Raw genomic sequence first — 25,592 nt, 5'->3', positions numbered from 1 at the left:
GAGCGCACACAATGCCTGCTTCTAAAGCATTCGATCGCACAACCCATACACCAACGCATAGGTAAAAAGACCTCAAATCTGGGCAAGCGCACCCTGCATCAGGTCAAGTACATAGAGTTGGATATGTACCGTTCGAAAGGCTCCGCACTGAGGGTAGTCAAACGATTCCTGTCCCAGCCACGCCAACGCACAAGGTGCCCTAAGATCGGCTCGTGCCGCACACTCAACAACAACCCTCAGGGAACCCGATCCCCACCCGCGTTCTGAGCCTCATCCCCCCGATGACGCAGCTCAACACGCCCTACCCCTCCACCGCCTACCTCACCGGCTTCCTGCGTTCGCGCGGAATCGACGCCGTGCAGGCCGATCTGGCGCTGGCGCTGGTGTTGCGGTTGTTCACGCCCCAGGGGCTGGACGAAGTGCATGCCTGTGCAAAAGCCCGGCCCGAGGCCGACCGCTCGGGCAGCGTGCATGCGTTCATGGACCAGTTCGCCGCTTACCGCGCCACCATTGGCCCGGTGATCCGCTTCCTGCAAGGCAGCGACTCCACGCTGGCCCACCGCATCGCCGCGCGCGGCCTGCTGCCCGAAGGCCCGCGCTTTGCCGCGCTCGATGTGTACGACGACGTGGAACTGGGCGAAGAAGGCGGCGGCGACCCGCTGGCCTGGGCCTTCGGCGCCCTGGGTGTGCAAGACAAAGCCCGCCACCTCGCCACGCTGTTCCTCAACGACCTGGCCGATGTTTTGCGCGATGCGGTCGACGAGCGCTTCGAGTTCGTGCGCTACGCCGAATCACTCGCCAGCAGCCAGCCCAGCTTCGACCCGCTCGCCACCGCGCTCGCCGCGCCCACCACGCTGATCGACGACCTGCTGACCGAGCTCACGCTGGCCGAGGTGGCCAGGCACCAACCTACGCTGGTGCTGCTGTCGGTGCCCTTCCCCGGCTCGGTCTATGCCGCCCTGCGCATGGGGCAAGCCATCAAGGCGGCGCACCCCAAGGTCAAGATTGCGCTCGGCGGTGGCTATGTGAACACCGAGCTGCGCGAACTCAAAGACCCGCGCGTGTTTGACTTCGTCGATTTCGTGACGCTCGATTCCGGCGAGCGCCCGGTGCTCTCTTTGATCGAACACCTGAATGGCCAACGCGGCCCGCAGCGCCTGCAGCGTTGCTTCATCCGCAACAGCGAAGGCCAGGTGCAATACATCAACCTCGCCGAGCCCGACATCCCCTTTGAAGACGTGGGCACCCCCACCTGGGATGGTTTGCCGCTGCACAGCTACCTGAGCCTGCTCGACATGCTCAACCCCATGCACCGCCTGTGGAGCGACGGCCGCTGGAACAAGCTCACCGTGGCCCACGGCTGCTACTGGAAAAAATGCAGCTTCTGCGATGTGAGCCTGGACTACATCGGCCGGTACGAGACCGCCACTGCGGTGAAGCTGGCCGACCGCATCCAGCAGATCGTCGAAGAAACCGGCCAGACCGGCTTTCACTTCGTGGACGAAGCCGCGCCCCCCAAAGCCCTCAAGGCCCTGGCGCAAGAACTCATCCGGCGCGACCTCCACATCAGCTGGTGGGGCAACATCCGGTTTGAAAAGACCTTCACACCCGAGCTGGCCGAGTTGCTGGCCCAGAGCGGCTGCATTGCCATGAGCGGCGGCCTGGAAGTGGCCAGCGACCGGCTGCTGACACTGATGAAAAAAGGCGTGAGCGTGGAGCAGGTGGCGCGGGTCACCAAAGGTTTCTCGGACGCCGGCATCCTGGTGCACGCTTACCTGATGTACGGCTTTCCCACACAGACCGTGCAAGACACCGTGGACGCGCTGGAGTACGTGCGCCAGTTGTTTGAAAACGGTTGCATCCAGAGCGGTTTCTTTCACCGCTTCAGCTGCACCGTGCACTCCCCCGTGGGCATGGACCCGGCCGCTTACGGCATCGAGCTGATTCCGCTGCCGCCTGTGACTTTTGCCAAAAACGACATCGGCTTCACCGACCCCACCGGCGTCGACCACGACGCCCTGGGCGCCGGCCTGCGAAAGGCCATCTACAACTACATGCATGGCCTGTGTGTGGAAGACGATGTGCGGCGGTGGTTTGAGCACATGCCCATGCAAGTGCCAAGATCCACGGTCAAGCGCGGACGGCTTGGCAAGGCGCTGGCTCAGCACGCCTGACTGAACGCCGGGATGCGAAACGGCGCTCTTGCCGAGGAAAAATCTTTCGGCTGGAAGAAGGTGAATGCCGGTCTGAAAAAGGGCAGCCCACCTTCGGCCGGAATCGGCCACCAGGAGGCGTCCGTGATCTCCGCTGCAAAACGGGCATTGTGTCCGCGGACTTCTCGTCCGCGGTCATTCGCGGCAGCAGGGCAGCGCCCACTCCTGACCATCGCTTGTACCGCAGACACCGACGGCCTCAAACACCCACCCTGAGGCAATCTACAGCACGGTGCCCCTGCATTCGTGTGTTCTGCCAAGTCTCGCCCGGTGTACCAGCAGACGGCCTGTGGCGGCAGCTGAATGCGAGCATTCGGTGCCAGTTGCGTTACGCTTCGCGCAGACCAGCGCCCATTCCGACTGGCAAGGAGACTGTTGATGGAAGCCGAGGTCGCGAACAAATCGCCACTGTATTTGCTGGAGAAATTCGAGGTCGGTGTGATTCACCTGGACGCCAAGCGCACCGTCTTGGCGATGAATGACTTTGCCCGAAAGGTATTGCCCGTGGGTGAGAAACAACCTTTCGACAAACTGGTCAGCTCGTTTCACCCCGCGCGCTCAAAGCCCAAGGTCGATTTTCTGCTCGACCAGGCATCCAGCTGTCCCATGGTCAGCGCCGTACCCATGACGATGATCATCAACATCCCTGAACAAGTGCTGCTGATCAAGGTGACCCGTCTCGCTGACCACATGGGAAAAACCACCGGCTTTGTGCTGGTTTTCTACGACGTGACCCAGGTGGTCAGTCAGGAAGTCGCCGCTTCCGAGCCCCCATCGACCAGCGTCCGATTGACACGCATTCCCATGGTCGCCAACCACAAGGTGGCTTTCGTTGACACGCAGGATGTGTTGTGTCTTGAGTCTCAGGCCCACTCAACCCGCATCCTCACGCGCGACGGATTTCATTTTTGCAATCTGAGCATTGGCGACCTGGAATCGCGCCTGGATCCGGAGCAGTTCATGCGGATTCACCGGTGTTTTATCGTCAACCTGCAGGGCGTGGCCGAGCTGGGCCGCGAAGGCAGCAAGACACACGTGGTACTCAAAGGCAAGAACAAGGAGCCTGTTCCTGTCGCGCGAGGGGATGTGCTGCGCCTGCGCAAGGCATTGGGCCTGTTGAGCAGGCATTGACCAAAAAAGTCTGCTAGGGATATACCCGCATTGCCAACGCCAAGACTGCTGATCAATGCGTTTCGTGCGGGTCAAGCACCGTTTCGTGCACAGGAGGCCACGTTTGGCGCCAGTTCATCGGTAAACCCGCACATTAGGGTGGAAAGCAGATCATGCCTACACTGGTTTGTAATTGACAAAAGTCAATGACCACAACCAGATCATAGGAGCCAAACATGATTCCACCGCGTTTCGAGTACCACTCTCCCCGCTCCCTGAGCGAGGCCGTCGCCCTGCTGGGCAAGCTGGGGTCGGAGGCGAAACTGCTGGCCGGCGGCCACAGTTTGCTGCCCATGATGAAGCTGCGTTTCGCCCAGCCCGAACATCTGATAGACATCAACCGCATTCCCGAACTGCGCGGCATCCGGGAAGACGGCGGCACCGTCGTGATCGGCGCCATGACGTCCGAAAGCGAACTGATCAATTCACCCATCGTGCAGGCCAGGCTGCCGCTTCTGGCCGAGGCAGCCAAGATGATTGCCGACCCCCAGGTGCGCAACCGCGGCACCATTGGTGGCGATATTGCCCACGGCGACCCGGGCAACGATCACCCGGCATTGTCCATCGCCATAGAGGCTTCATTCGTTTTGGAAGGCCCGAAAGGGCGCCGCACCGTGGCGGCCGATGGCTTCTTCCTCGGCACCTATATGACCTTGCTCCAGGAAGACGAAGTCATGTGCGAAATCCATGCCCCCGCTTTCGTGCAGGGCACGGGCTGGGCCTACGAAAAGCTCAAGCGCAAGACCGGCGACTGGGCCACGGCCGGCTGCGCCGTGGTGATGCGCAAGAGCGGCGACGCCGTGAGCCATGTGCGCATCGCGCTGACCAACGTGGCGCCGTCCGCGCTGCGCGTGGAAGCTGCCGAAGCCGCCCTGCTCAACCAGCCGTTCAATGCCGCCACGGTGCAGGCCGCGGCCGACGCAGCCGCCGCTGCCTGCGACCCTGCTGAAGACCTTCGGGGGACATCGAATACAAAACCGCCATGGCTGGCGAGATGGTCAAACGCGCCCTCAACAAAGCATGGGCACTTTGCTCTTAACCCGCAGGAGACACCCCATGGCAAAAAAACTCATCACCGTCAACGTCAACGGCAAAGCCGAAGAAAAAGCGGTCGAGCCGCGCACCCTGCTGATCCACTTCCTGCGCGAAGAGCTCAACCTCACCGGCGCCCACATCGGTTGTGAAACCAGCCACTGCGGCGCCTGCACGGTGGATATCGATGGTCAGTCCGTCAAGTCCTGCACCCACCTGGCGGTGCAGTGCGATGGCGGCGAAGTGCTCACCGTCGAAGGCCTGGCCAACAAGGGCGTGCTGCACGCCGTTCAGGAAGGTTTCTACAAGGAGCACGGTCTGCAATGCGGCTTCTGCACCCCCGGCATGCTGATGCGCGCCTACCGCTTCCTGCAGGAGAACCCCAACCCCAGCGAAGAGGAAATTCGCCACGGCATGGCCGGCAACCTGTGCCGCTGCACGGGCTACCAGAACATCGTCAAGGCCGTGCAGTACGCGGCCAAGAAGTTGCAAGAACCTGTCGCGGCCTGAAGCCCCAACCCTAGGAGAACCCCACATGAACGCACCGGTACCAAACGCCGAAGCCCGTGAACTCGCCCTGGCGGGCATGGGCGCCTCGCGCCTGCGCAAAGAAGACGCCCGCTTTATTCAAGGCAAAGGCAATTACGTCGACGACATCAAGATGGCCGGCATGCTGCACATGGACATCGTGCGCTCGCCGATCGCCCATGGCCGCATCGTCAAGATCAACAAGGAAGCCGCGCTCGCCATCCCTGGCGTGCACGCCGTGCTCACCGCCGACGACCTCAAGCCCTTGAAGCTGCACTGGATGCCCACGCTGGCGGGCGATGTCGCTGCCGTGCTGGCCGACCAGAAGGTGCACTTCCAGATGCAGGAAGTCGCCATCGTCATCGCCGACGACCGCTACATCGCGGCCGACGCGGTCGAAGCGGTGGAAGTGGAATACGAAGAACTGCCCGTGGTGCTGGACCCCTATGCGGCGTTGGCGCCCGACGCGCCCGTGTTGCGCGAAGACCTGGCCGGCAAGACCGAAGGCGCCCACGGCAAACGCGAGCACCACAACCACATCTTCACCTGGGACGCCGGTGACAAGAGTGCAGCCGACGCCGCCTTTGACAACGCCGAAGTCAAGGTGTCGCAGCACATGCACTACCCCCGCGTGCACCCCTGCCCGCTGGAGACCTGCGGCTGCGTGGCCAGCTTCGACCCCATCAAGGGCGAGCTCACCACCTTCATCACCTCGCAGGCGCCCCACGTTGTGCGCACCGTGGTGTCCATGCTCTCGGGCATCCCCGAATCCAAGGTGCGCATCGTCAGCCCCGACATCGGCGGCGGCTTCGGCAACAAGGTCGGTATCTACCCCGGCTACGTCTGCGCCATCGTGGCCTCCATCGTGCTGGGCCGCCCGGTGAAGTGGGTCGAAGACCGCATCGAAAACATCTCTTCCACCGCCTTTGCCCGCGACTACCACATGGACGGCGAAATCGCCGCCACGGCCGACGGCAAGATCACCGGCCTGCGCGTCAACGTGGTGGCCGACCATGGCGCGTTCGACGCCTGCGCCGACCCGACCAAGTTCCCCGCCGGCCTGTTCCACATCTGCTCGGGCAGCTACGACATTCCGGCGGCCTACGCCAGCGTGAAAGGCGTCTACACCAACAAGGCACCCGGTGGCGTGGCCTACCGCTGCAGCTTTCGCGTGACCGAGGCCGTGTACCTGGTGGAGCGCATGGTCGACGTGCTGGCGCAGAAGCTGGGCATGGACAAGGCCGAGATCCGGGAGAAGAACTTCATCAAGAAAGAACAGTTCCCCTACACCAGCGCTTTCGGTTTCGAGTACGACTCGGGCGACTACCACACGGCCCTGAAGAAGGTGCTCGATGCGGTGGACTACCCGGCCTTGCGCGCCGAGCAGGCCGCCAAGCGCGCCGACCCCAACAGCCCCACGCTGATGGGCATTGGCCTGGTCACGTTCACCGAAGTGGTGGGTGCGGGCCCGAGCAAGATCTGCGACATCCTTGGCGTGGGCATGTTCGACTCCTGCGAAATCCGCATCCATCCCACCGGCTCGGCGCTCGCCCGCATGGGCACGATCACGCAGGGACAGGGTCACCAGACCACCTACGCGCAGATCATTGCCACCGAGCTGGGCATTCCATCCGAAGTGATCCAGGTGGAAGAAGGCGACACCTCGACCGCGCCTTACGGCCTGGGCACCTACGGCTCGCGCTCCACGCCCGTGGCCGGTGCGGCCATCGCCATGGCAGCTCGAAAAATCCACGCAAAGGCCAGGAAAATCGCGGCCCACATGCTGGAAGTGAACGAGAACGATCTCGACTGGGAAGTGGACCGCTTCAAAGTCAAAGGCGATGACAGCAAGTTCAAGACCATGACCGAAGTGGCCTGGCAGGCCTACCACCAGGCCCCTCCCGGCATGGAGCCCGGCCTGGAAGCCGTGCACTACTACGACCCACCGAACTTCACCTTCCCCTTCGGCATCTACCTCTGCGTGGTCGACATCGATCGCGGCACCGGCGAGACAAAGATTCGCCGTTTCTACGCACTGGACGATTGCGGCACCCGCATCAACCCGATGATCATCGAAGGCCAGATCCACGGTGGTCTGACCGAAGGCTTCGCCGTGGCCATGGGGCAGCAGATGCCGTTCGATGCACAGGGCAACCTGCTGGGCAACACGCTGATGGACTACTTCCTGCCGACCTTTGTGGAAACCCCACACTGGGAAACCGATCACACCGTGACTCCGTCGCCACACCATCCGATTGGCGCCAAGGGCGTGGCCGAGTCGCCTCACGTGGGCTCCATCCCCACCTTCACCTCGGCCATGGTGGACGCATTCGCCCACCTGGGCATGACCCACATGGACATGCCACACAACGCCTTCCGGGTCTGGAAGCAGCTCAAGGCACACGGCATGAACTTGTGACCCACCCCTGCCGCGCTGCGCGCGACCCCCTCAAGGGGACGCCGCTGGCGGGCCGGCGAAGCCGGACCCGCGGCGCCCTGGGTGGGAAACCGCTCATGCACGCCGGCGAGGCCACTCGCTGATTCATGCTTCAAAAAAGGTACATACATGGAAGTCAAAATCGACAAACGTTACCCGCTGGATGTGGACCCGGCGCGGGCCTGGGCCATCCTGGGTGACCTGAAAACCGTTGCGGGCTGCATGCCTGGCGCCGCACTCACCGAGCAGCTGTCAGACACCTCGTACAAAGGTGGGGTGAAGGTCAAGGTCGGCCCGGCGGTGGCGCAATTCGGCGGCACCGTGGACGTGCTGGAAAAAGACGAAGCCGATCGCAAGATGGTGCTGCGTGGCAAGGGCGCGGACAAGGGCGGTTCATCCGCCTCGATGGACATGAACGCCCAGATTGAAGCCGACCCGGCCAACCCGCAACACAGCGTGCTGCACGGCGATGCTGCGGTCATCGTGAACGGCAAATTCGCCCAGTTTGGCGGCCGCATGATGGTGCAGGTGTCCGACATGCTGCTGGAGCAATTCGTCGAGAATTTCCGCCAGACCGCCCATGCACTGCCAGCCCCTGCGGGCGCGACGCCTGCTGCCACGACCGATGCCGCTACGGCAACCCCCCTGGAAACCAGCGCAACAACGGCAGCCCCAACGCAGCAGGCGTCTGCACCACCGGCTGCGCCACCCAAAGTCGCGAAAGAAATCAATGGCCTGGCCATCGCCTGGATGTTGATCAAGAACTGGTTCGCCAGCCTGTTCGGCAAAAAGAGTTGAACATGACAAGCCCCCGCCCCGCTCCCGCAGACCACGCCTTGCGCGAATCCCTGCATCGGGTGGGCTACCTGGCCGACGCCGACCTGGCCACGACCGTGTGGCTGGCCGGCGAGCTGCAGCGCCCGCTCCTGATCGAAGGCGATGCCGGCGTGGGCAAAACCGCGCTGGCCACCGCGCTGGCCCAGTCGCTCGACGCTCAGCTGGTGCGGCTGCAGTGTTTCGAAGGCCTGGACATGGCCCAGGCCGCCTATGAATGGAACTATGGGCGCCAGCTCATGGCCATTCGGCTGCACGAAGGCGATGGCCAAGGCGTGAAGGAGTCCGACGTTTTCAGCCGCGATTTTCTTTTGGAGCGACCCTTGCTCAAAGCCATCAGCCAGGATGGCCCTTGCGTGTTGCTGATCGACGAGATCGACCGCGCTGACGAAGCTTTTGAGGCGTTCCTGCTGGAGGTGCTGGCGGAATACCAGATCACCGTGCCCGAAATCGGCACCATCCGCGCGCGCCACATTCCGCGCGTGATTCTCACCAGCAACGGCACACGCGAACTATCAGACGCCTTGCGCCGCCGTTGCCTGTACCACCACCTGGACTACCCCTCACTTGCACGCGAGATGGCGATCGTGAAAAGCGCCCTGCCCGAGGCCGACACGCAACTGGTGGAAGAAGCCGTGCAGTTTGTGCAACGCCTGCGCAAGGAAGACCTGATCAAAATTCCGGGCATCGCCGAAACGCTCGACTGGGTGTCCGCGCTGCATCGAATGAACCACAACCTCTTGCCCGAAGACATGACGGTGCTGCTCACCACGCTGGGCTGCCTGCTCAAAACCCGTGAAGACCGCTTTGCCCTGGGTGCCGACCGGGCGCGCCAGCTCATCGAAGGACGCCGCACCGTGGGCGTGGCCGAAAAATCCCCCGACAACACGTCGGCCCAGGCCAGCAGCCCATGAAAACCACGCCGGCCACGGCACCCAGCGAAACCTTGGCCGGCTTCGCCGCCTTGCTGCGCGAGCATGGCCTCTCGGTCGGCATCGCCGAACAACAGGCCATGCTCAGCGCCGCCCTGACGCTGGGCGCGGTGAGCGAGCAACGCCTGCAAGCCGCCTGGCGAGCCATCGCTTGCCACAACGCGCGCGAGTGGCGACTGTGGCCCGATCTCTTTGGCCGTTACTGGCATGCCCACCGCATGAAAGGCGGCGTGCGCGTGAGCGGCCAAACACGCCCTTCGCGCGACTTGCGCCAAGCGGTGCAACAAATGCACGAGCAGCTCGACAGTGCCCAACAGCCACCAAACCAGGGTAAACCTGCGCCGCAGACCGCCAGCGACGCGCCGGGCGCCAGCCAGCAGGATCAGGAAGCCAGCGCCACGCCGCGCGCCCAGGGCGGTGCCAGCCGCACCGAGCCGCTGCAACAGCGCGATGGCCAGATGTGGCTGCCGCAAGAGCTCGGCGCGCTGCAGCGCCTCGCCAGGCAAATCACCGCACGCCTGCGCCCACTGCCCACCCGCCGCTGGCGCAGCGCCCAGCCCGGGCACCGTCTCGACCTGCGCAAAACACTGCGTTCGAGCGTGGCCTGGGGCGGTGAGCCCATGGCCCCAGCCTGGCAGATCAAGCGCACCGAGCCCCCGCGCCTGTTCATCCTCGCCGATGTGAGCCGCTCCATGGAATCGCACGCACCGCTGTTCTTGCGCATCGCTCGGGCCTTCGCGGTTGAAGCGCAGGCCCGGGTGTTTGTCTTTCACACGCGGCTGGCAGAAGTCACCCCCTTGATGCAACGCGACTCTTCAGCGGTGCAAGAGAAGGTGAACGCTGTGACCGCTGGTTTTGGCGCGGGTACCCGCATCGCCAGCAGCCTCAATGAATTCGCACGCGTGCATGCCCGTGCGCAGCTCAACCGCGGCGCCCGCGTGTGGGTCATGTCCGACGGCTTTGACACAGACGAGCCCGAACACCTGGCCACCGCGCTCGCGGCGCTGCGCGCCCATGGCGCCCGCATCACCTGGTTTCACCCCACCCGCGAGGTGCCCGCAGCGGCCGCGCTGCGAGGGGCCCGCGCCCATATCGACCGATTCATCCCGCTGGCCAGCGTTGCCGACCTGGCCGCAGCCCGTCTGGTTTTGCACTGATTTTTGAAGGAGAACACCATGAACCAAAACGACTGGATCACCCAAGCGGGCCGCCTGCAAGCGGCCCGGAAGGCCTTTGCCCTGGTGACCGTTTTGCGCGCCCAAGCCCCGACATCGGCCAAGCCGGGCGACAAGGCACTCGTCACCGCCGATGGCCAGATCCACGGCTGGATCGGCGGCGGCTGCGCGCAGCCTGCGGTGGTGAAAACCGTGCGCCAGGCGCTGGCCGACGGCCACCCGCAGACCATCCGCATCGCGCCCACCGACGCCACCGCCGAGCGCACGCTGGGCGACGTACTGGAGTTCGGCATGGCCTGCCACTCGGGCGGCACATTGGAGCTGTTCATTGACCCGGTGCTGCCGGCGACCCAACTCACGGTATTCGGCGACTCGCCCGTGGCCCGCGCGCTGGTGGGCCTGGCGCCACGGGTGGGCTTGCGAGTGGCGCTGGTCGCTGAAGGCGCCCTAGCCAGCGACCACCCCGACGCCGCGACCGTGATCAACAACGACGATGCCACACGCGTGCGCGAACAACTCGGCAGCAACGGCTACGTCGTGGTCGCCACCCAGGGCCGACGCGACCTGCAAGGCCTGAAAGCGGCACTGGCCATGGCGCCCGGCCAGCTCTGGTTTGTTGCCAGCGAACGCAAAGCGGGGGTGCTGCGCGACAGCCTGCTGGCGGCCGGCGAAGACCCCGACAGCGTGGCCCGCATCATCGCGCCTGCGGGCGAATCCATCGGCGCCCAAACACCCGAAGAAATCGCCCTCTCGGTGCTCGCGGCCGTGGTGGCGGCGCGCCGAGGCCGTACAACAGCGCAAACACAGGTTCCGGCCTCCTCGACCGTGAGCGCAAGCGCGCCGGTTTTGGCGGAGACGGTCGCGGAAGTCCCCACCGCCGGCAGTTGCTGCGCTGGCAAAAAGAAGGATGAGGCGGCCGCAGAATCAGCGGCCACGACAACAGCAGCGGCGACGCCCGCCACACCCGTGGCGATCGAACCCGCCTCCGTCAAAAAAACGTGCTGCGGAAACTGACATGGGCTGCATTCTCAAAGGTGGTGGTGGCTTGTACAGCCGGTTGGCGGTGGGCGCGGTGTTGCTCGCCGCAGGGTCAGGCTCCCGCATGGGCAACCGGCCCAAGTGTTTGCTGGAGCTCGGTGGCGTGCCGCTGATACGGCGCCAGTTGATCGCGCTCTCGGGAGCGGGCGTTGACGAACTGGTGGTGGTGCTCGGTCATTACGCCGAGCAGATCGAACCGGCCGTCAAGGATTTCCCGGTCACGCTGGTGCGCAACCTCGACCCCGATGCCGGACAAGTGTCATCGCTGCGCCTGGGTCTGCAAGCGCTCTCGTCCAGGATCGACACCGTCTTGGTGGCGCTGGCCGATCAACCCTTGATCAACTCGCAAGACATCAACGACCTGATAGGTGCTTACAAGAAACGCCCAGAAGGCGCACAGGTGGTGCAACCCACGGTGGACGGCCAACCCGCCAACCCCGTGATGTTTTCCGGCGATGTGCGCGAGCAGATTCTGGCGGGAGAAGCGCGCGTAGGCTGCAAGCAATGGCAAGCGGCCCATGCCGAAGCGGTATTCCGCTGGGAAACCGCCAACCAGCGCTACCGCACCGATGTCGACAGCTTGGAAGACATCGAAGCCCTGGCCAAGCGAACCGGCCACCGCCTTCGCTGGCCTCCACATCTGACCGAAGCGGTCTGAATCCCGACCCGCTGAACATGACGCCATCTCCATTGATGCAACCATGGTCAACCCCGATGGGGGTGCACCACTGGCCACAGGCCGAGGCGGTGAACCCGCTGCTGGTGCGCGTGTTCCAGTCTATGCGCGCGACCGACCCGGATGCGAAAGCGGGAGCCGCGTTCTACGCCAGCCGCGACGATCTTTTGCAACGCGTGCGCCTCACCGAGTGGGATCAGCTCATTGCATTCATTGTGGACAGCATTCGCCAAACCGTGGTGTTGGCCAACCAGACTGCCTGGCCCGAGGCCAAACCTGGCCTGCAGATCGCCTTGCGCGGCATCTGGTTCCAGATCGCCAACCAGGGCAGCCACCACGATGTGCACACCCATGGCAATTGCTCGTGGTCGGGCGTGTACTGCGTTCAGGTGGATGATCAAGCCCGGCGCGAAGCCCAGGAAGCCCTCGGTCCGGCCAACGGCGCCACCCGTTTTTATGGCCCGCATTTCAACCACCTCGGCGGCGCCTACATGGACTTCGGCAACGCCTACCTGCAAGCGGCCCACCTCGATATGGCGCCCCTGCCAGGCCAGTTGGTGGTGTTCCCTTCCTGGTTGCCGCACCAGGCCATGCCTTACCAGGGCGAGGCCGATCGCATCATCGTCTCGTTCAACGCCAGCGTGCACGCTGCTTCCGGCTCGGACCAGCTGCACCCTTACGCCCATGTCTGAACCGCTGCGCCCCCGCGTGACCGACCTGCGGGCGCCGGCCTTGGCGCTGGCTCGATGGATCGCACTGCTCATGGGCTGGGTCTGGCTCGGCGAACAGGGGCAACGCCTGGGCTGGTCGCTGGCCAGCGGCGTGCTCGCCGTGGCGCTGTGGTGGGCCCTGCGCCTGGTCTTGGCGCAACGCATGTGGCGTGAAGCGCCAGCGCGCCGAACGACCTTGTCCCTGGGCGTGCTCGCTGCCGCCGGTGCGGGCTTTGTCGCGCGGTCCGATGCCGGACCCGCTTCGTTCTGGATGCTGATGGCGCTGGCTGCGCTGTGGGCAGCGTGGTCGGCCGCGCTCGATGCCACAGCCGCCACCGCCAACCGTTGCCGGCGCCCCTGGGCCGGCTGGCCGCCGGTGCTCGCAGCGTTGATCAGCGGGTCGGTGCTGGTGATGCCTGTCGCCCAACCATTGACTGGCTTGCCCGTATCGCTGGTGCTGCTCGGTGGCGCTCTGCTCGCCAGCGCCACGTTGCCCGCTTCGCCTTGCCGCTCCCCCGCGCCGTTGACGGCCACGGGCAGCCTGCCCCAGACCGCCATGGGCCTGATGATGGGATCACTCTGGCTGGGCAGCGCCTGGTGTGCCAACGCTGGCTGGTCCACGCCGACAGTGGTCGGGCTGCATCTGCTGCTCATGGCCCTGTTGCCGGGTCTGGTGCGCCTGGAACTGGTTCCACATCAATTGCCACCCATGGCGCGACGGGCTCTGCCGTTGGCGCTGGTGCTGGCAGGCGGATTGCTGCTGTGGATGGAACAGACGCCGGCCAACGGCATGGTGGGCATGGTCTTGCTCGCGCTGGCCTGGGCGCTGCCGGTACCCGCCCATGCCCCCGTGCAGACAGGTCTCGTCCGGCAACAGGCTGTGCGCTGGGCGCCGCTGGGCGGCCCGGCACTGCTGATCACCGTCGGCGCGTGGAGCCCGACCATGGGCCCACAGGCCCTGGCACTGGCCTATGGCGGACTCAGTGCGCTGGCCGGGCTCACCCTGCTGGCGGTGCTGGCACGGGAAACCGCTCAACACCTCTTCCGGTCGACCCCACCCACGACGCCCCGAACAGGAAGCGCCTCATCGTGAACAGCATCGACATCGACATCGACGTCCTCCGCACCGCGCTCGACTGGCTGGGACGCGGTCACCGCGTGGTCATGGGCACCGTGGTGCACACCTGAGGCTCGGCCCCGCAGATCGAAGCGGCTTCCCCGCTTGTCGAACTCAGCCCGACAACGGTTGCATCGCCTGCCAGAGGCGCGCCGGGCTCAGCGGCATCTGCAGGTGGGGTGTTCGCGCCGCCAGTCCGTTGCGCGCGAAGGCGTCGGCCACCGCGTTGACGATGGCTGGCGTGGCGCCGATGGTGCCGAGTTCGCCGACGCCTTTCACACCCAGCGGGTTGTTTTTGCAAGGAGTCGATTCGTCCATTTCCATGCGGAACATCGAAGTGAGCACATCGGCGCGGGGCGCGGCGTAGTCCATCAGACTGCCGGTGATCGGTTGGCCGGTTTCCACGTCGTACACCATGTGTTCATACAGCGCCTGGCCGATGCCTTGAACGGCCCCGCCTTCGAGCTGGCCGCGCACGATCATCGGATTGACCACGCGCCCCACGTCGTTGACCGAGCTGTAGGCCACCACGGCCACCTCGCCCGTTGCCGGGTCGATTTCAACTTCGCAGATGTGGCAGCCGTTGGGCCAGGAGGGGCCTGCGACGGCGCTGGTCGATTCCATGAAAATTTCGCTCTCGGGCTGCTTGCCGGCCAGCGCGAAAAGGTCGAGCGTGAGGTCGGTACCGGCGACGGTAAAGACGCCGTTGGCATACACCACATCGTCGGCGGCGGCTTCAAATTCTTTGGCCGCGAGTTGCCGGGCTTTATCAATGGTTCGCTCGGCGCCAATGCGCACGGCCGAGCCACCGGTGAACAGCGAGCGCGATCCTGCGCTGCCGAAGCCATCGCCACGGTCGGTGTCGCCCAATACGATGCGCACCCGCTCGATTGGCACGCCAAACGCATCGACCGCGAGTTGCGCCAGCGAGGTGGCAATACCCTGCCCCATCGCGTTGACGGCGGAGAAGACTTCGATGATGCCGTCGTCTTCGGGCGTTGCGCCCGCCTTGATGGCCACGGTGACGCGCTCTTCGAACACGTTGCCGCCGGTCCACTCCAGGAAGGTTGCGATGCCCAGGCCGCGCTGCTTGCCTAATTTCGCCGAAGTGGCGGCGCGGGCGTCGAAGCCGCTCCAGTCGGCCAGCGCCAGACCCTGGTCCATGATGGACTCAAAGGCGCCCGTGTCGTAAACCTGCCCCATGGCGATGGTGTAGGGCATCTGCTCTGGCTGGATGAAGTTGCGGCGGCGCAGTTCGACGCGGTCGATACCGGTCTGGCGCGCGGCTTCGTCCATCAGGCGCTCGATGGTGAAGATGGCTTCGGGCCGGCCGGCGCCGCGGTAAGCCCCGGTGGGTGCCGTGTTGGTCAGCACGGCCTTCAGATGGAAGTCGATGGTCTGGATGTCGTAGACGCTGGTTTGCACCCAGGGCCCGAGCAGCAACTGGATCGCCACGCCGGTGCCCGTGGCATAAGCCCCCACGTTGGCGTGGGAATGAACCCGCAGGCCGAGAATCTTTCCGCTGGCGTCGAACGCCAGTTCGGCGTGCGACTCAACGTCGCGACCATGGGAGGAAGAAACGAATTCTTCGCTGCGATCGGCCACCCATTTCACGGAGCGCTGCAAGGCATGAGCGGCATAAGCAACCGCGATGTCTTCGGGGTAGGCACCGGTTTTCATGCCGAAGCCACCGCCCACATCGCCCACCACCACGCGCACGCTTTCCTTCGCCAGGCCGATGGCGTTGCAGACCGCATCGCGCACGCCCGAGGGCATTTGCGTGCTCATCCGAATCAAGAGACGCCCGGTGGTGGCGTCATGGTCGACGGACACCGTGCGCGGCTCGATGGTCAGCGCAACCACGCGCTGGTTGGTGATGTCCAGCTTGACCACGTGGCTGGCCTGGGCGAAAGCGGCGGCCGTGGCGTCTGCGCTGCCGTAGCGAATTTCGGCGGCAATGTTGCCGGTGCCCTCATCGCACAGCAGCGGCGCGCCTTCGGCTGTGGCGCCCTTGAGATCGACCACCATGGGCAGGTCGTCGTAATCGACCATCACGGCCTCAGCGGCATCCCGGGCCTGTTGAAGCGTCTCGGCAACCACAGCCGCCACCGGCTCACCAACGAAGCGGGCGCGCTCATACGCAAGGGCTCGCCGGGGCGGCGTTGCGCAATCGGCGCCGTCGGCACGCTTGAAGGCGGCAGCGCCGGGCATCGGCTTGACGCCTGCGGCCACCAGATCGGCTCCGGAGAACACGCGCAGCACGCCAGGCATGGCCGCTGCCGCATCGGTGTCAACGGAGCGAATGGCCGCATGGGGGTACGGCGAACGAACGAAGACGAGATGGGCCTGGCCCGGCAAGCTCTGGTCATCGGCGTAACGGCCAGCGCCAGCCAGCAGGCTTTCGTCTTCAAGGCGGCGAACGGCCTGGCCGCTGCCAAAACGGGTGGGGTTGGGTTCAGTGCTCAAGATGGGCTTCTATAGGTTGACGGGAAGGGGGGGAACGGTCGGGCGCACTTTCAACAGCGACACCCACATGCCCCACTGCGTCCAGCTTCAAAAAAGCAATGCCCTCGATCCTCAGCATCGCGGGCCTCCCGACACAGAGGCTGGACCGGTTCAGACGGGGAACTCGCAATGCATCCCCGTGACAGAAGGCAATCCAGCGGCCTGGCCAGACATGAGGGCGCTGTCAGGCTTCGGCAGCAATCTGCCGCAACGCCTGCTCAAACACCTCGGCCGGTTGCCCACCCGAGATCAGGTGTTTGTCGTTGATGATGATGGCGGGCACCGAGCGGATGCCGGCGCGGGCGTAAAACTGCTGGCGCTCGCGCACTTGCGCCGCAAACTCGTCGCTGGCCAGAATCGCCTCAGCGCGCTCGCGGTCCAGGCCGACGGATTCGGCCACATCGGCCAGGATCGCGTGCGACGACATGTTTTCTGCGCGGCCGTGGCAGGCCTTGAGCAAGGCTTTCTTCAGCGCAGGCTGCTGACCAGCAGCGCCCTCTACTTCAGCCCACTGCAGCAAGCGGTGGGCGTCAAAAGTGTTCCACACGCGGCCACGGCCTTCGGCCTTGAATTCAAAACCCACTTCTGCACCACGCTGGCGGATGGATTCGCGGATCTGGGCTTGCTGCTCGGGCGTGGAGCCGTATTTTTCGGTCAGGTGTTCGCTGGCGTCTTGCCCCTCGGCGCCCATGTGGGGGTTGAGTTCAAAGGGCTGAAAGTGGATGTCGGCCGAAACTTCGGCTCTGAGCTTGGCCAGCGCCTGCTCCAGGGCGCCCAGGCCCACGGCACACCACGGGCAGGTGACATCGGACACGAAATCGATTTTGAGTGAAGTAGTCATGCCCCGATGGTAAGACCGACCGGCAGTGGCATGCCACTGGCATTCCGACAAGACCCAATCCCAGCGTGGTCATTGGGGGCCTTGGGCGACAATGACAACCGCCCGTCCACTTCTCCTTCATGCACCCATGACCGACCGCTATGCCGTTTTCGGCAATCCCATTGTTCAGAGCAAGTCGCCGCTGATTCACAGCCTGTTTGCACAGGCAACGAAACAGGACATTGCATACACCGCGATCGAAGCCCCGCTCGAAAGCTTCACTGCAACGCTCGCACGGTTTCGCGCCGAAGGTGGCCTGGGCGCCAATGTCACCATGCCCTTCAAGCTGCAGGCATTTGAACTCGCCACCGATCCGGCCGACAGCGCACTGTTGGCCGGTGCGGCCAACGCCTTGAAGTTTGAAGGCGATCGCATCTGGGCGGAGAACTTCGATGGCGTGGGCCTGGTCAACGATATCCAGCGCAACCTGGGCACAGCGCTGGCAGGCAAACGGGTATTGATTTGTGGCGCGGGCGGCGCCACCCGGGGCGCGATTCTGCCCATTGCCCTGCAGCGCCCGGCCCTGCTCGCAATCGCCAACCGCACCGCTGAAACCGCCCACCAACTGGCCCGCGTTTTTGACGGCCACGCTGTGCTGCAAACCGGGGGGTACGAGGCACTGGCGGGGGAGTCGTTTGACGTGGTGATCAACGCCACATCCACTGGTTTATCGCAAGCCAGCCTGCCGCTGCCCGCTGGGGTTTTTGCGCCCAACGCCCTGGCCTACGAAATGGTCTACGGCAAAGGTCTCACGCCGTTTTTGAAACAGGCCCGGGCGGCTGGCGTTGGCCGCATCGCCGATGGCGTGGGCATGCTGGTGGAGCAAGCGGCCGAGGCGTTTGCCTGGTGGCGCGGCGTTCGCCCCGACACCCAAACCGTGATCCAGCGCCTCACTGTGCCACTCACCTGAACCGGCTCCCTCCGATGATCCACTGCACACCCATCACGTTCCAAGGCGCAGAAGCCATTCGTTTGCACAGCCCTGAGGCGGGCAGCGCGGTCATCTTGCTGCAAGGCGGGCAAGTGGTTTCATGGATCGACCCTGCCGGGCAAGAGCGCCTCTACCTCAGCCCGCTGTCGCCTTTGGGTGGGGAACAGCCCGTGCGCGGCGGCGTGCCCGTGGTGTTTCCGCAATTTTCCTTGCGCGGGCCGCTGGTGCGTCACGGCTTCGCAAGAACCCAGCCCTGGCGTTGTGTCGCCCCGCAAGACGGGCAGGAGGCAGCAACGATGGCCACACTGGCGTTGAGCGAATCCGATGCCACTCTTGCACTATGGCCACACCTTTTCCATTGCACCTTGCAGGTCACATTGACCCCATGGCAGCTCGAAATGCGGTTCACCGCCAACAACACCGGCACCGTGCCCTGGCATTTCTGTGCCGCTTTGCACACCTACCTTGCAGCGGGGCCTTTGAACTCCGTTGAACTGGACGGCCTGCAAAACCTGGCTTACGAAGACACGCTTCAAGCTGGCCTTTTGGTACACGGAACGAATGCCACGGTTCAACCCAGGGATGCGATCGATCGCATCTACTTCAACGCCAGGCAGCCGTTGACACTCACCACTGCAATGGGCGAAATGGCGTTGACTCAACACGGCTGGCCCGACACGGTGGTCTGGAATCCAGGCCCGGATGGCGCCAGCGCCATGGTCGATCTGCCCGATACCGACCATGACCGTTTCATGTGCGTGGAGGCCGCGCTCATAGGCGAGCCACACCTCCTTGCGCCCGGCGCCCTGTGGCAAGGCACGCAGACCTTGCGCGCCCTGCACGTGCCAACAACCTGACGCTGTCGAAGCTTCATTCGGATAAGCTAAGCGCCAAACCTTCTGTTCGGACCCGACATGAAAACCATTCTGCTGCTCAACGGCCCCAACCTCAACCTGCTAGGCACGCGAGAGCCCGCCGTGTATGGCGCGACCACACTGGCCGATGTAGAGGCCCAGTTCGCCGAAGGAGCGCAAGCCCTGGGCTACAAGGCCGAGTGTTTTCAAAGCAACCACGAAGGCGCCTTGATCGACCAGATCCACGCCGCAGGCCAGCGCTTCGCCGCGGGCGACTTGATCGGTGCCGTGTTCAACCCCGGCGCGTTCACCCACACCTCGGTGGCCTTGTTCGATGCCATCCAGGGCGTCAAGCCGCTGCCGGTGATCGAGGTACACATCTCCAACGTGCACGCCCGCGAAGCCTTCCGCCACCACTCCTACATTTCGCCAGCTGCCGCTGGCATCGTGGTGGGCTTTGGCACCGACGGCTACCGCATGGCCCTGGAAGCGCTGGTGCGCAAGGCCGCATCGAAAACGGCCTGATCAACCGCCCACTGGCTGGTCGTGCCGGCTTTGTCTGTTGCGCGGATGTCGCTGCAGGCGCCGCAACCGGCACGTGCACCCCAACGCCACCATTGCCACGACCGCCGATAGCCAGAACACGCTGCCCAGTCCAAAATTTGAGCTGAGCACCCCGCCGCCCAGGCCACCGATGACCCCTGGCAGGCCATAGCCCACCACGGTGTACAGCGCCTGCCCCCGTCCACGCAAGCGCCCCGGGAAGTGCTGGGAGAGCATGGCAATACACACCGTATGGTGGGTCGAAAAAGTGATGGCGTGCATGGCCTGCGCCAACAACAACAGGGGCCATACCAGCGGCAACCCCGCCGTGAGCCCCATGCGCACCACCATCAAGGCAGAAGCCAGGACCAGCCAGGCCGTGAGCGGGAGCTTTGACAACCAGCGCCCTTGCGTAAAAAAGCAGCCGATCTCGATCAGCACCGACACCGCCCACAACAGGCCGATCACCGATTTTTCGTAGCCCAGCGAGTCGAGGTACAGGGAGAAAAAAATGAATACAAAGATGTGCGACAGCACATGGAAAAACACCGCAGAAAAAAACCAGCGCACAACCGGCTGACGCAGCACCGGCCAGATATCGGGGTGGGTTTTTACACTGTGATCGGGGTCCTTCTGGTCTGGCAGAAGCCACGCGCTGAACACCACAGCGACAAGGGTAGCGCCGACCCATGCAGGGAAGTGCGACATGCCAAAACGCTGAAACCACCAGCCAGCGCCCATCACCGCCATCAAGAATCCGAGCGAACCACACAACCTCACCCGGCCATAGCGCCCGGCATCAAATGCGCCACCCTGACTGACCAGATTCGCCAATGCGCCCTCGATCATCGGCATCATGGCGCTGGTATGGGCAAACATCAGCAACAACACGGTGAACATGCCGACACCACCCAGCGGAAACCACAGCGCCACCGAGAGCACCAGCGCAGCGGTGGCGCCATAGCGCAAGAGCTTGACGCATTCTCCCGTGCGGTCGCTCAGAATGCCCCAGGCGTAAGGCGCGAAAAGGCGGGTGGCCGACTGCACCGACGAGAGCAGGCTGATCGCAATCAGGCTGAAACCCAGTTCCTGAAGCCACAGAGGCAGGTAGGGGTTAAAAAATCCGATGTGGGCGAAATAGCCAGCTGACAGCCCGGCAAACTGCAGCAATGGCGCGCGCCTGTCAGGCGTCTGCACTGGGGTTGCCGGGCGCGCGACCTCGCCTCCCTCGCGCAGCGAGGTGTTCGACCTGAGCATCGACGCCAAAGCCTCGGCCTCACTCATCACGCACTCCCCCACCTGCATCAGAACCGGCGAACCACAACCGGCTTCTCGCTTTGACACCGACTCCGAATGCGCTGAAAACCGATGACTGTCCGAGGACAGGCAGATCGCCCAGCCAGCTTCGGCGCGCACGGAAGGGAACAACGCGGCGCATGGTCACCACCCCGGATCGGCAAGCCGCCACCGGATGGGCAGGACGGGCCGTTCAAGCGGCCCCCACAGGTCACCGCACTGGAAGACCCAACAGGCAGAAACCCGCCTGACCAAGGCTTGCGGGTCCCATGCGCTCAAGGCCATCCGGTGTTCTGCGTGGCTCATCAAGGTAACTGTCCGCATGGCACCCGCCTCCTTCATTCGATGGGACAAGCGTATGGCGGTCAGAAAAAATGCGCTGTGAAACACGGCCCCATGAAACCGTGACTTATTCACAGTTTTTGTGGTGAGACCGCTTCACAAGTCGCCTGTTGTGTGCCATTTGCCTCCCCCCTCCCCCCGCCAACGGCCTGGGCCGTTGCAAAAAACGGGACTTCCAGCGGCAGTGAGTCAAGGCCAATGCAGGCACGAACAGCGGCTACCCGAAGCGTGTGTGCAAACATTTCGATACGGCAGAAACCAGGCCAGGCCGAGCACAATATGGACCCGCTTCCCTGTGGCTTGAAAGCAGCCCGATCGCCCATCCCCTTGACACCATGCACACGTCCGCCATGCTTGCCCGCCTCGCGCGAGCCTCTTCCTCTGCCGTTCTTGCTTTGTGGCTGGCAGCCTGCGCCAGCACCCCGCCATCGGCAGATGGAAAGCCTGATGAACTGACCCGGGAAGACCCTCAGCCAGCGCTGCGCCCGATGGCCATTGACGGCACGGCATGGCAGACGAGCAACCACATTGAAGGAGCCGGACCCGCAGCGCAGTGGCAACACCAGTTGTTTGTGAAGCGCCGCCCCACGCTGTATCAAGCAATGGAATACGAGGGCCGCCCAGCGATCAAGGCATTGGCCGAGGGCTCCAACAGCACGCTGAGTCTGGCCCTGAATCCCCAGCCGGGCGAACTGGCGCAACGTTTTCGCTTTTCCTGGTTCGTGCCTGCCTTGAATACCGGCTTTGACCTGAGCAAGAAAGGCACTGATGACGCGGTCGCACGACTGGTATTGAGTTTTTCTGGCGACCGCTTCAATGGCAAGTGGGCCGCACGCGACCACCTCGTGTCCGAGCTCTCAAGTCTGATTGCGGGCAAACCGCTGCCGTACGCGTCGATCATGTATGTGTGGGACAGCCGCTACCCGGCAGGCAGTGTGATTCCCAACCCCTACACCGACCGCATCCGCCAGATCGTGGTCGAGTCGGGGCCGCAGCGGCTGAACCAGTGGGTGGATTTCGAGCGCGACGTTGAGGCCGACTTCCGCATGGCTTTCGGCGAAGAGCCGGGCGCCATGGTTGGGCTGAGTCTGATGACCGACTCGAACAACTCGGGCGCATCGGTCACGGCCTGGTACGGCCCCATTGACCTGACCCTGTCGACACCCAGCCACTAGGGCTTTTTCACACAGGTTGTCCATGGTGCGTTGCGCATCAAAAAAGCCACTGAAAATGGTGGCCCAACAGGCCTTGATGCACCGTTCGTCGGTATGCAGGCCATTGTGTTTCAGTTGCCAGGTGATCGGTCGATAGCCAGTTGAGCCCCCGCTCTTTCATTGCCATCGCATCCATCGCCTGATCTGACCATGTCCATTTCCTCCACCGGCCTGAGCGGCATGCGCGCCGCACAAATGCAGCTGGACACCACGGCACACAACGTGGCCAACGCCCGGACGCCCGGCTTTCAACGCCAGACCGTGACACAAACGGCGCAGGCGGGATCGGGCGGCGTCATGGTGCAGATCGCTCAAGAGCCGCAAACCGCCGCTGCGAACGGCGCTGATTTCGGTCGCTTGGCCGAAGACATGGTGACGCAGCACATGAGCGTCTACAACTTTGCGGCGAACCTTCGCTCGGTTGAAGCAGAAGACCGCATGCTCGGCGCACTGCTCGACACCCAGGCCTGAAGCCTTGCGAAGAGACCACTCGCGGCTTCCCGGCAAGCGGCGCCAGAGGCGTTCAGGCCTTTTTCAGCTGCTCCGCGTCGAATGGCAGGCTGCGCAAACGTTTGCCGGTCGCAGCAAACAGGGCGTTGGCCACAGCCGGTGCGATGGGCGGCGTGCCCGGCTCGCCGATGCCCCCGGGTTTTTCTGTGCTGGGCACAATGTGCACTTCAACCCCGGGCATCTCGTTGCTGCGCAGAACGGGGTAATCATGAAAGTTGCCCTGCTCGACGCGACCGTCTTTCAAAGTGATCTTGCCGTAGAGCGCGGCACTCAATCCAAACACGATCGCACCTTCGATTTGGCGCTCGATGATGGTGGGGTTGACCGTCATGCCGCAGTCCACAGCGGCCACCACACGGTGCACCCGCGGCCGGCCATCGGCATTCACCGACACCTCCGCCACTTCCGCCACATAGCTGCCAAAGCTCTGCGCCACGGCAATACCGCGGAACACGCCGGCCGGCAAGGGCGAGCCCCAACCCGCTTTATCCGCAGCGACTTCCAGCACCTTTTTGTAGCGAGGCTGCTTGTCGAGCATGGCCCGGCGGAATTCAAACGGATCCTTGCCTGCTGCTGCGGCCAACTCGTCGACAAAGCTCTCCATGAAGAAGATATTTTGCGAATGGCCCACCGAGCGCCAGAACCACACGTTGGGCCCTGGTTCCTTGCGACCAAACGCGATGCGCTGGTTGGCCACGTCGTATGGGTGATCGGCAATACCCTCCATGGCAAAACTGTCCACGCCGTTGTCGGGAATCTTCATGAAGCCCGAAGCAGCCATGATCGAAGGCGTTCCCACACCGACCTTCAGCACGGTGACCTTGCCCGCTGCATCCAGCCCGCCGGTGAATTTCGCCACCGAGGCGGGCCGGTAGAAGCCTGCGGCCATGTCGTCTTCACGGCTGTAGATCAATTTCACAGGCGAGCCACTCATTTTTGAGAGCAGCGTCGCGTCGATCACAAAATCGGGCGCAAAACGGCGACCGAAACCGCCACCCAGCATCATCGTGTTGACCTTGACACTGCCGGCATCCACCGCGGCCACCTGGCTCAGGATGCCCTGCACCGGCCCCTGGCTCTGTGTCCCCGCCCAAACCTCCACGCTACCGGGCTTCACCCAGGCGGTGCAGTTCATGGGCTCCATGCAGGCGTGGGCCAGGTAAGGCGCTTCATAGGTGGCTTCCACCAAGCGCTCGGCTTTGGCCGCTTCATCACCTTCCTTTTTGGCCACAGCGCCCGGGGCCGATGCGCCCTCCGTCAGCATCGCGGTGACCTTGGCAGAGGACAGCCCGGTGCCAGCCCCCAGATCCCAGTCGACCTTCAACGCATCGCGCCCCTTCTTCGCGGCCCAGTAGCCCGAAGCCAAAACGGCCACGCCGCTGGGCAGGGTGATCACCTGTTTCACGCCCTTGACCGCTTTGGCCAGACTGTCGTCGACCTTCACCACTTTGGCACCCGGCAGCGGCGCTCGTGCCATCACAGCCACCAACATCCCCGGCAGGCTCACATCGATACCGTACCGGGCTGACCCATCGGTCTTGCCCACGGTATCGAGACGCTTCTTGCGCTGGCCGATGATCTTGAAATCTTTCGGGTCTTTCAGCGCCACCTTTTCGGGCGGTTTCTGGCGGCTGGCCGCTTCCGCGAGAGCGCCATAGGTCAGCTTCTTGCCGCTGCCGTGAATCACCTCACCCAATGCCGTGCGGCACTCTGCAACCGGCACCTTCCATTGCTCTGCAGCCGCGGCAACCAGCATGGCTCGGGCTGTTGCGCCAGCGTTGCGCATCACATCCCAATGTCCGCGAATGGTGGTGGAACCGCCGGTCGCCTGCATGCCAAAAGCCGGGTTGTTGAACGCCGCACTCACCGGCGCCTGCTCCACGGTGACCGCGCTCCAGTCGGCGTCGAGCTCCTCGGCCATGAGCTGGGGAATCGCGGTGAGCACGCCCTGGCCCATTTCCGAAGAACCGCAAATCACCGTGATGCGGTTGTCGGGCGTGATGCGCAACCAGGCATTGGGCGCAAAAGGCGTGTCGGAAGCGGCCAGCGCCCGACCGCTGCGCGGCAGCGTAAAGCCGACCACGAGTGCTGCGCCTGCGCTGGCCAGAAGGCCGCGCCTCGTCAGGCCAGCTGGCTTGTCGATATCGGGTGCATCAAATGTGTTCATGATCAGGCCCCCGCTTTCAAGGCAACCGCAGCATCTTTGATGGCCGCCTTGATCTGGTTGTAGGTTCCGCAGCGGCAGATGTTGCCGCTCATGGCCGAATCGATCTCGGCGTCACTGGGCTTGCCATTGCCGGCGAGCAGCGCCGTGGCGCTCATGATCTGGCCCGACTGGCAATAACCACATTGCGGCACATCGTGTTTCACCCATGCCGCCTGCACGGCCTTGCCTGCAGGGGTGGTTCCCATGAACTCGATGGTGGTCACCTTCTTGCCAGCCGCAGCGGACACCGGCGTGGTGCAGGAGCGCACGGCTTGCCCGTCGATGTGCACCGTACAGGCCCCGCACAGCGCCATGCCACAACCGAATTTGGTCCCGGTGAGTTGCAGGTCTTCCCGAATCGCCCAGAGCAGGGGCATGTCGGGATCGGCATCGACCGACGCGGCTTGACCGTTGACAGTCAAATTCAGCATGGGGTGTCTCCTGTTGAT

The 25,592-nt window shown here is 64.0% G+C and carries 22 protein-coding genes; 17 read left to right on the top strand and 5 right to left on the bottom strand.

Features of this window, described 5'->3' with window-relative positions; all coding sequences use genetic code 11:
• Positions 1-281: 281 nt before the first annotated feature.
• The 12 genes from LPB072_RS08255 to LPB072_RS08200 all read left to right on the top strand — a co-directional run bounded on the left by LPB072_RS08255 (position 282) and on the right by LPB072_RS08200 (position 13,838).
• On the top strand, positions 282-2,174 hold the full coding sequence (locus tag LPB072_RS08255; RefSeq protein WP_066094024.1) for a B12-binding domain-containing radical SAM protein: 1,893 nt from the start codon (positions 282-284) through the stop codon (positions 2,172-2,174).
• 417 nt (positions 2,175-2,591) lie between these two features.
• Positions 2,592-3,344, top strand: coding sequence for a LytTR family transcriptional regulator (locus tag LPB072_RS08250; RefSeq protein WP_066094021.1), 753 nt, complete (start codon positions 2,592-2,594; stop codon positions 3,342-3,344).
• 215 nt (positions 3,345-3,559) lie between these two features.
• Positions 3,560-4,567, top strand: a complete 1,008-nt coding sequence (locus LPB072_RS08245) for an FAD binding domain-containing protein (RefSeq protein ID WP_231943470.1) — start codon at positions 3,560-3,562, stop codon at positions 4,565-4,567.
• Entirely contained in the window at positions 4,455-4,925 is a 471-nt protein-coding gene (locus LPB072_RS08240; protein WP_231943526.1) for a (2Fe-2S)-binding protein, read from the top strand. The genes LPB072_RS08245 and LPB072_RS08240 overlap by 113 nt, the downstream gene beginning before the upstream one ends.
• Before the next feature lie 25 nt (positions 4,926-4,950).
• Positions 4,951-7,362, top strand: a complete 2,412-nt coding sequence (locus tag LPB072_RS08235; protein WP_066094013.1) for an aerobic carbon-monoxide dehydrogenase large subunit — start codon at positions 4,951-4,953, stop codon at positions 7,360-7,362.
• A 147-nt stretch (positions 7,363-7,509) separates the two neighbouring features.
• On the top strand, positions 7,510-8,178 hold the full coding sequence (locus tag LPB072_RS08230) for an SRPBCC family protein (RefSeq protein WP_066094010.1): 669 nt from the start codon (positions 7,510-7,512) through the stop codon (positions 8,176-8,178).
• A 2-nt stretch (positions 8,179-8,180) separates the two neighbouring features.
• Positions 8,181-9,128 (top strand): AAA family ATPase, encoded by a 948-nt coding sequence (locus tag LPB072_RS08225; RefSeq protein WP_082877085.1) that lies wholly within the window; start codon positions 8,181-8,183, stop codon positions 9,126-9,128.
• Complete coding sequence (locus tag LPB072_RS08220) at positions 9,125-10,303, top strand: VWA domain-containing protein (RefSeq protein ID WP_066094004.1); 1,179 nt, start codon at positions 9,125-9,127, stop codon at positions 10,301-10,303. The genes LPB072_RS08225 and LPB072_RS08220 overlap by 4 nt, the downstream gene beginning before the upstream one ends.
• An 18-nt stretch (positions 10,304-10,321) precedes the next feature.
• Positions 10,322-11,335: an XdhC family protein gene (locus LPB072_RS08215; protein ID WP_066094001.1), complete on the top strand. Its 1,014-nt coding sequence runs from the start codon at positions 10,322-10,324 to the stop codon at positions 11,333-11,335.
• 1 nt (position 11,336) lies between these two features.
• Positions 11,337-12,017, top strand: a complete 681-nt coding sequence (locus tag LPB072_RS08210) for a nucleotidyltransferase family protein (RefSeq protein ID WP_066093997.1) — start codon at positions 11,337-11,339, stop codon at positions 12,015-12,017.
• A gap of 17 nt (positions 12,018-12,034) precedes the next feature.
• Complete coding sequence (locus LPB072_RS08205) at positions 12,035-12,727, top strand: TIGR02466 family protein (RefSeq protein WP_066093994.1); 693 nt, start codon at positions 12,035-12,037, stop codon at positions 12,725-12,727.
• Positions 12,720-13,838, top strand: a complete 1,119-nt coding sequence (locus tag LPB072_RS08200) for a hypothetical protein (protein ID WP_066093991.1) — start codon at positions 12,720-12,722, stop codon at positions 13,836-13,838. Before LPB072_RS08205 ends, LPB072_RS08200 begins: the two co-directional genes overlap by 8 nt.
• A gap of 138 nt (positions 13,839-13,976) precedes the next feature.
• Here LPB072_RS08200 and LPB072_RS08195 read toward each other — a convergent pair whose 3' ends face one another.
• Positions 13,977-16,328, bottom strand: a complete 2,352-nt coding sequence (locus LPB072_RS08195; protein ID WP_066093987.1) for a xanthine dehydrogenase family protein molybdopterin-binding subunit — start codon at positions 16,326-16,328, stop codon at positions 13,977-13,979.
• Between the two features lie 223 nt (positions 16,329-16,551).
• Positions 16,552-17,208, bottom strand: a complete 657-nt coding sequence (locus tag LPB072_RS08190; RefSeq protein ID WP_066093983.1) for a DsbA family oxidoreductase — start codon at positions 17,206-17,208, stop codon at positions 16,552-16,554.
• Positions 17,209-17,335: 127 nt separating this feature from the next.
• Between LPB072_RS08190 and aroE the strand changes: the two genes are divergently transcribed.
• The 3 genes from aroE to aroQ are packed head-to-tail and all read left to right on the top strand — an operon-like array spanning position 17,336 to position 19,557.
• Complete coding sequence (aroE, locus tag LPB072_RS08185; RefSeq protein ID WP_066093980.1) at positions 17,336-18,157, top strand: shikimate dehydrogenase; 822 nt, start codon at positions 17,336-17,338, stop codon at positions 18,155-18,157.
• A 14-nt stretch (positions 18,158-18,171) separates the two neighbouring features.
• The gene (locus LPB072_RS08180; RefSeq protein ID WP_066093977.1) at positions 18,172-19,035 is read left to right on the top strand and encodes a D-hexose-6-phosphate mutarotase; all 864 of its coding nucleotides are present in this window, start codon (positions 18,172-18,174) and stop codon (positions 19,033-19,035) included.
• A gap of 57 nt (positions 19,036-19,092) precedes the next feature.
• Entirely contained in the window at positions 19,093-19,557 is a 465-nt protein-coding gene (gene aroQ, locus LPB072_RS08175; protein WP_066093974.1) for a type II 3-dehydroquinate dehydratase, read from the top strand.
• On the opposite strand, the gene LPB072_RS08170 is transcribed toward aroQ, so the two are convergent.
• On the bottom strand, positions 19,558-20,859 hold the full coding sequence (locus tag LPB072_RS08170) for an MFS transporter (protein WP_231943466.1): 1,302 nt from the start codon (positions 20,857-20,859) through the stop codon (positions 19,558-19,560). It abuts the gene before it with no gap.
• 689 nt (positions 20,860-21,548) lie between these two features.
• On the opposite strand from LPB072_RS08170, the gene LPB072_RS08160 reads away from it, so the two are divergent.
• A complete protein-coding gene (locus LPB072_RS08160; protein ID WP_066093968.1) occupies positions 21,549-22,388 on the top strand; it encodes a DUF3047 domain-containing protein in 840 nt (279 codons plus the stop codon).
• Positions 22,389-22,577: 189 nt separating this feature from the next.
• Complete coding sequence (locus LPB072_RS08155) at positions 22,578-22,898, top strand: flagellar basal body protein (protein WP_066093962.1); 321 nt, start codon at positions 22,578-22,580, stop codon at positions 22,896-22,898.
• Positions 22,899-22,950: 52 nt separating this feature from the next.
• On the opposite strand, the gene LPB072_RS08150 is transcribed toward LPB072_RS08155, so the two are convergent.
• Entirely contained in the window at positions 22,951-25,104 is a 2,154-nt protein-coding gene (locus tag LPB072_RS08150) for a xanthine dehydrogenase family protein molybdopterin-binding subunit (RefSeq protein ID WP_066093958.1), read from the bottom strand.
• A 2-nt stretch (positions 25,105-25,106) separates the two neighbouring features.
• Positions 25,107-25,574: a (2Fe-2S)-binding protein gene (locus LPB072_RS08145; protein ID WP_066093955.1), complete on the bottom strand. Its 468-nt coding sequence runs from the start codon at positions 25,572-25,574 to the stop codon at positions 25,107-25,109.
• Positions 25,575-25,592 lie beyond the last annotated feature (18 nt).

This window comes from Hydrogenophaga crassostreae (genome assembly GCF_001761385.1).
GTDB classification, from domain to species: domain Bacteria; phylum Pseudomonadota; class Gammaproteobacteria; order Burkholderiales; family Burkholderiaceae_C; genus Hydrogenophaga; species Hydrogenophaga crassostreae.
The sequence above is the reverse complement of the archived record's forward strand: the minus strand, read 5'-3'. Positions and strand labels throughout refer to the sequence as shown.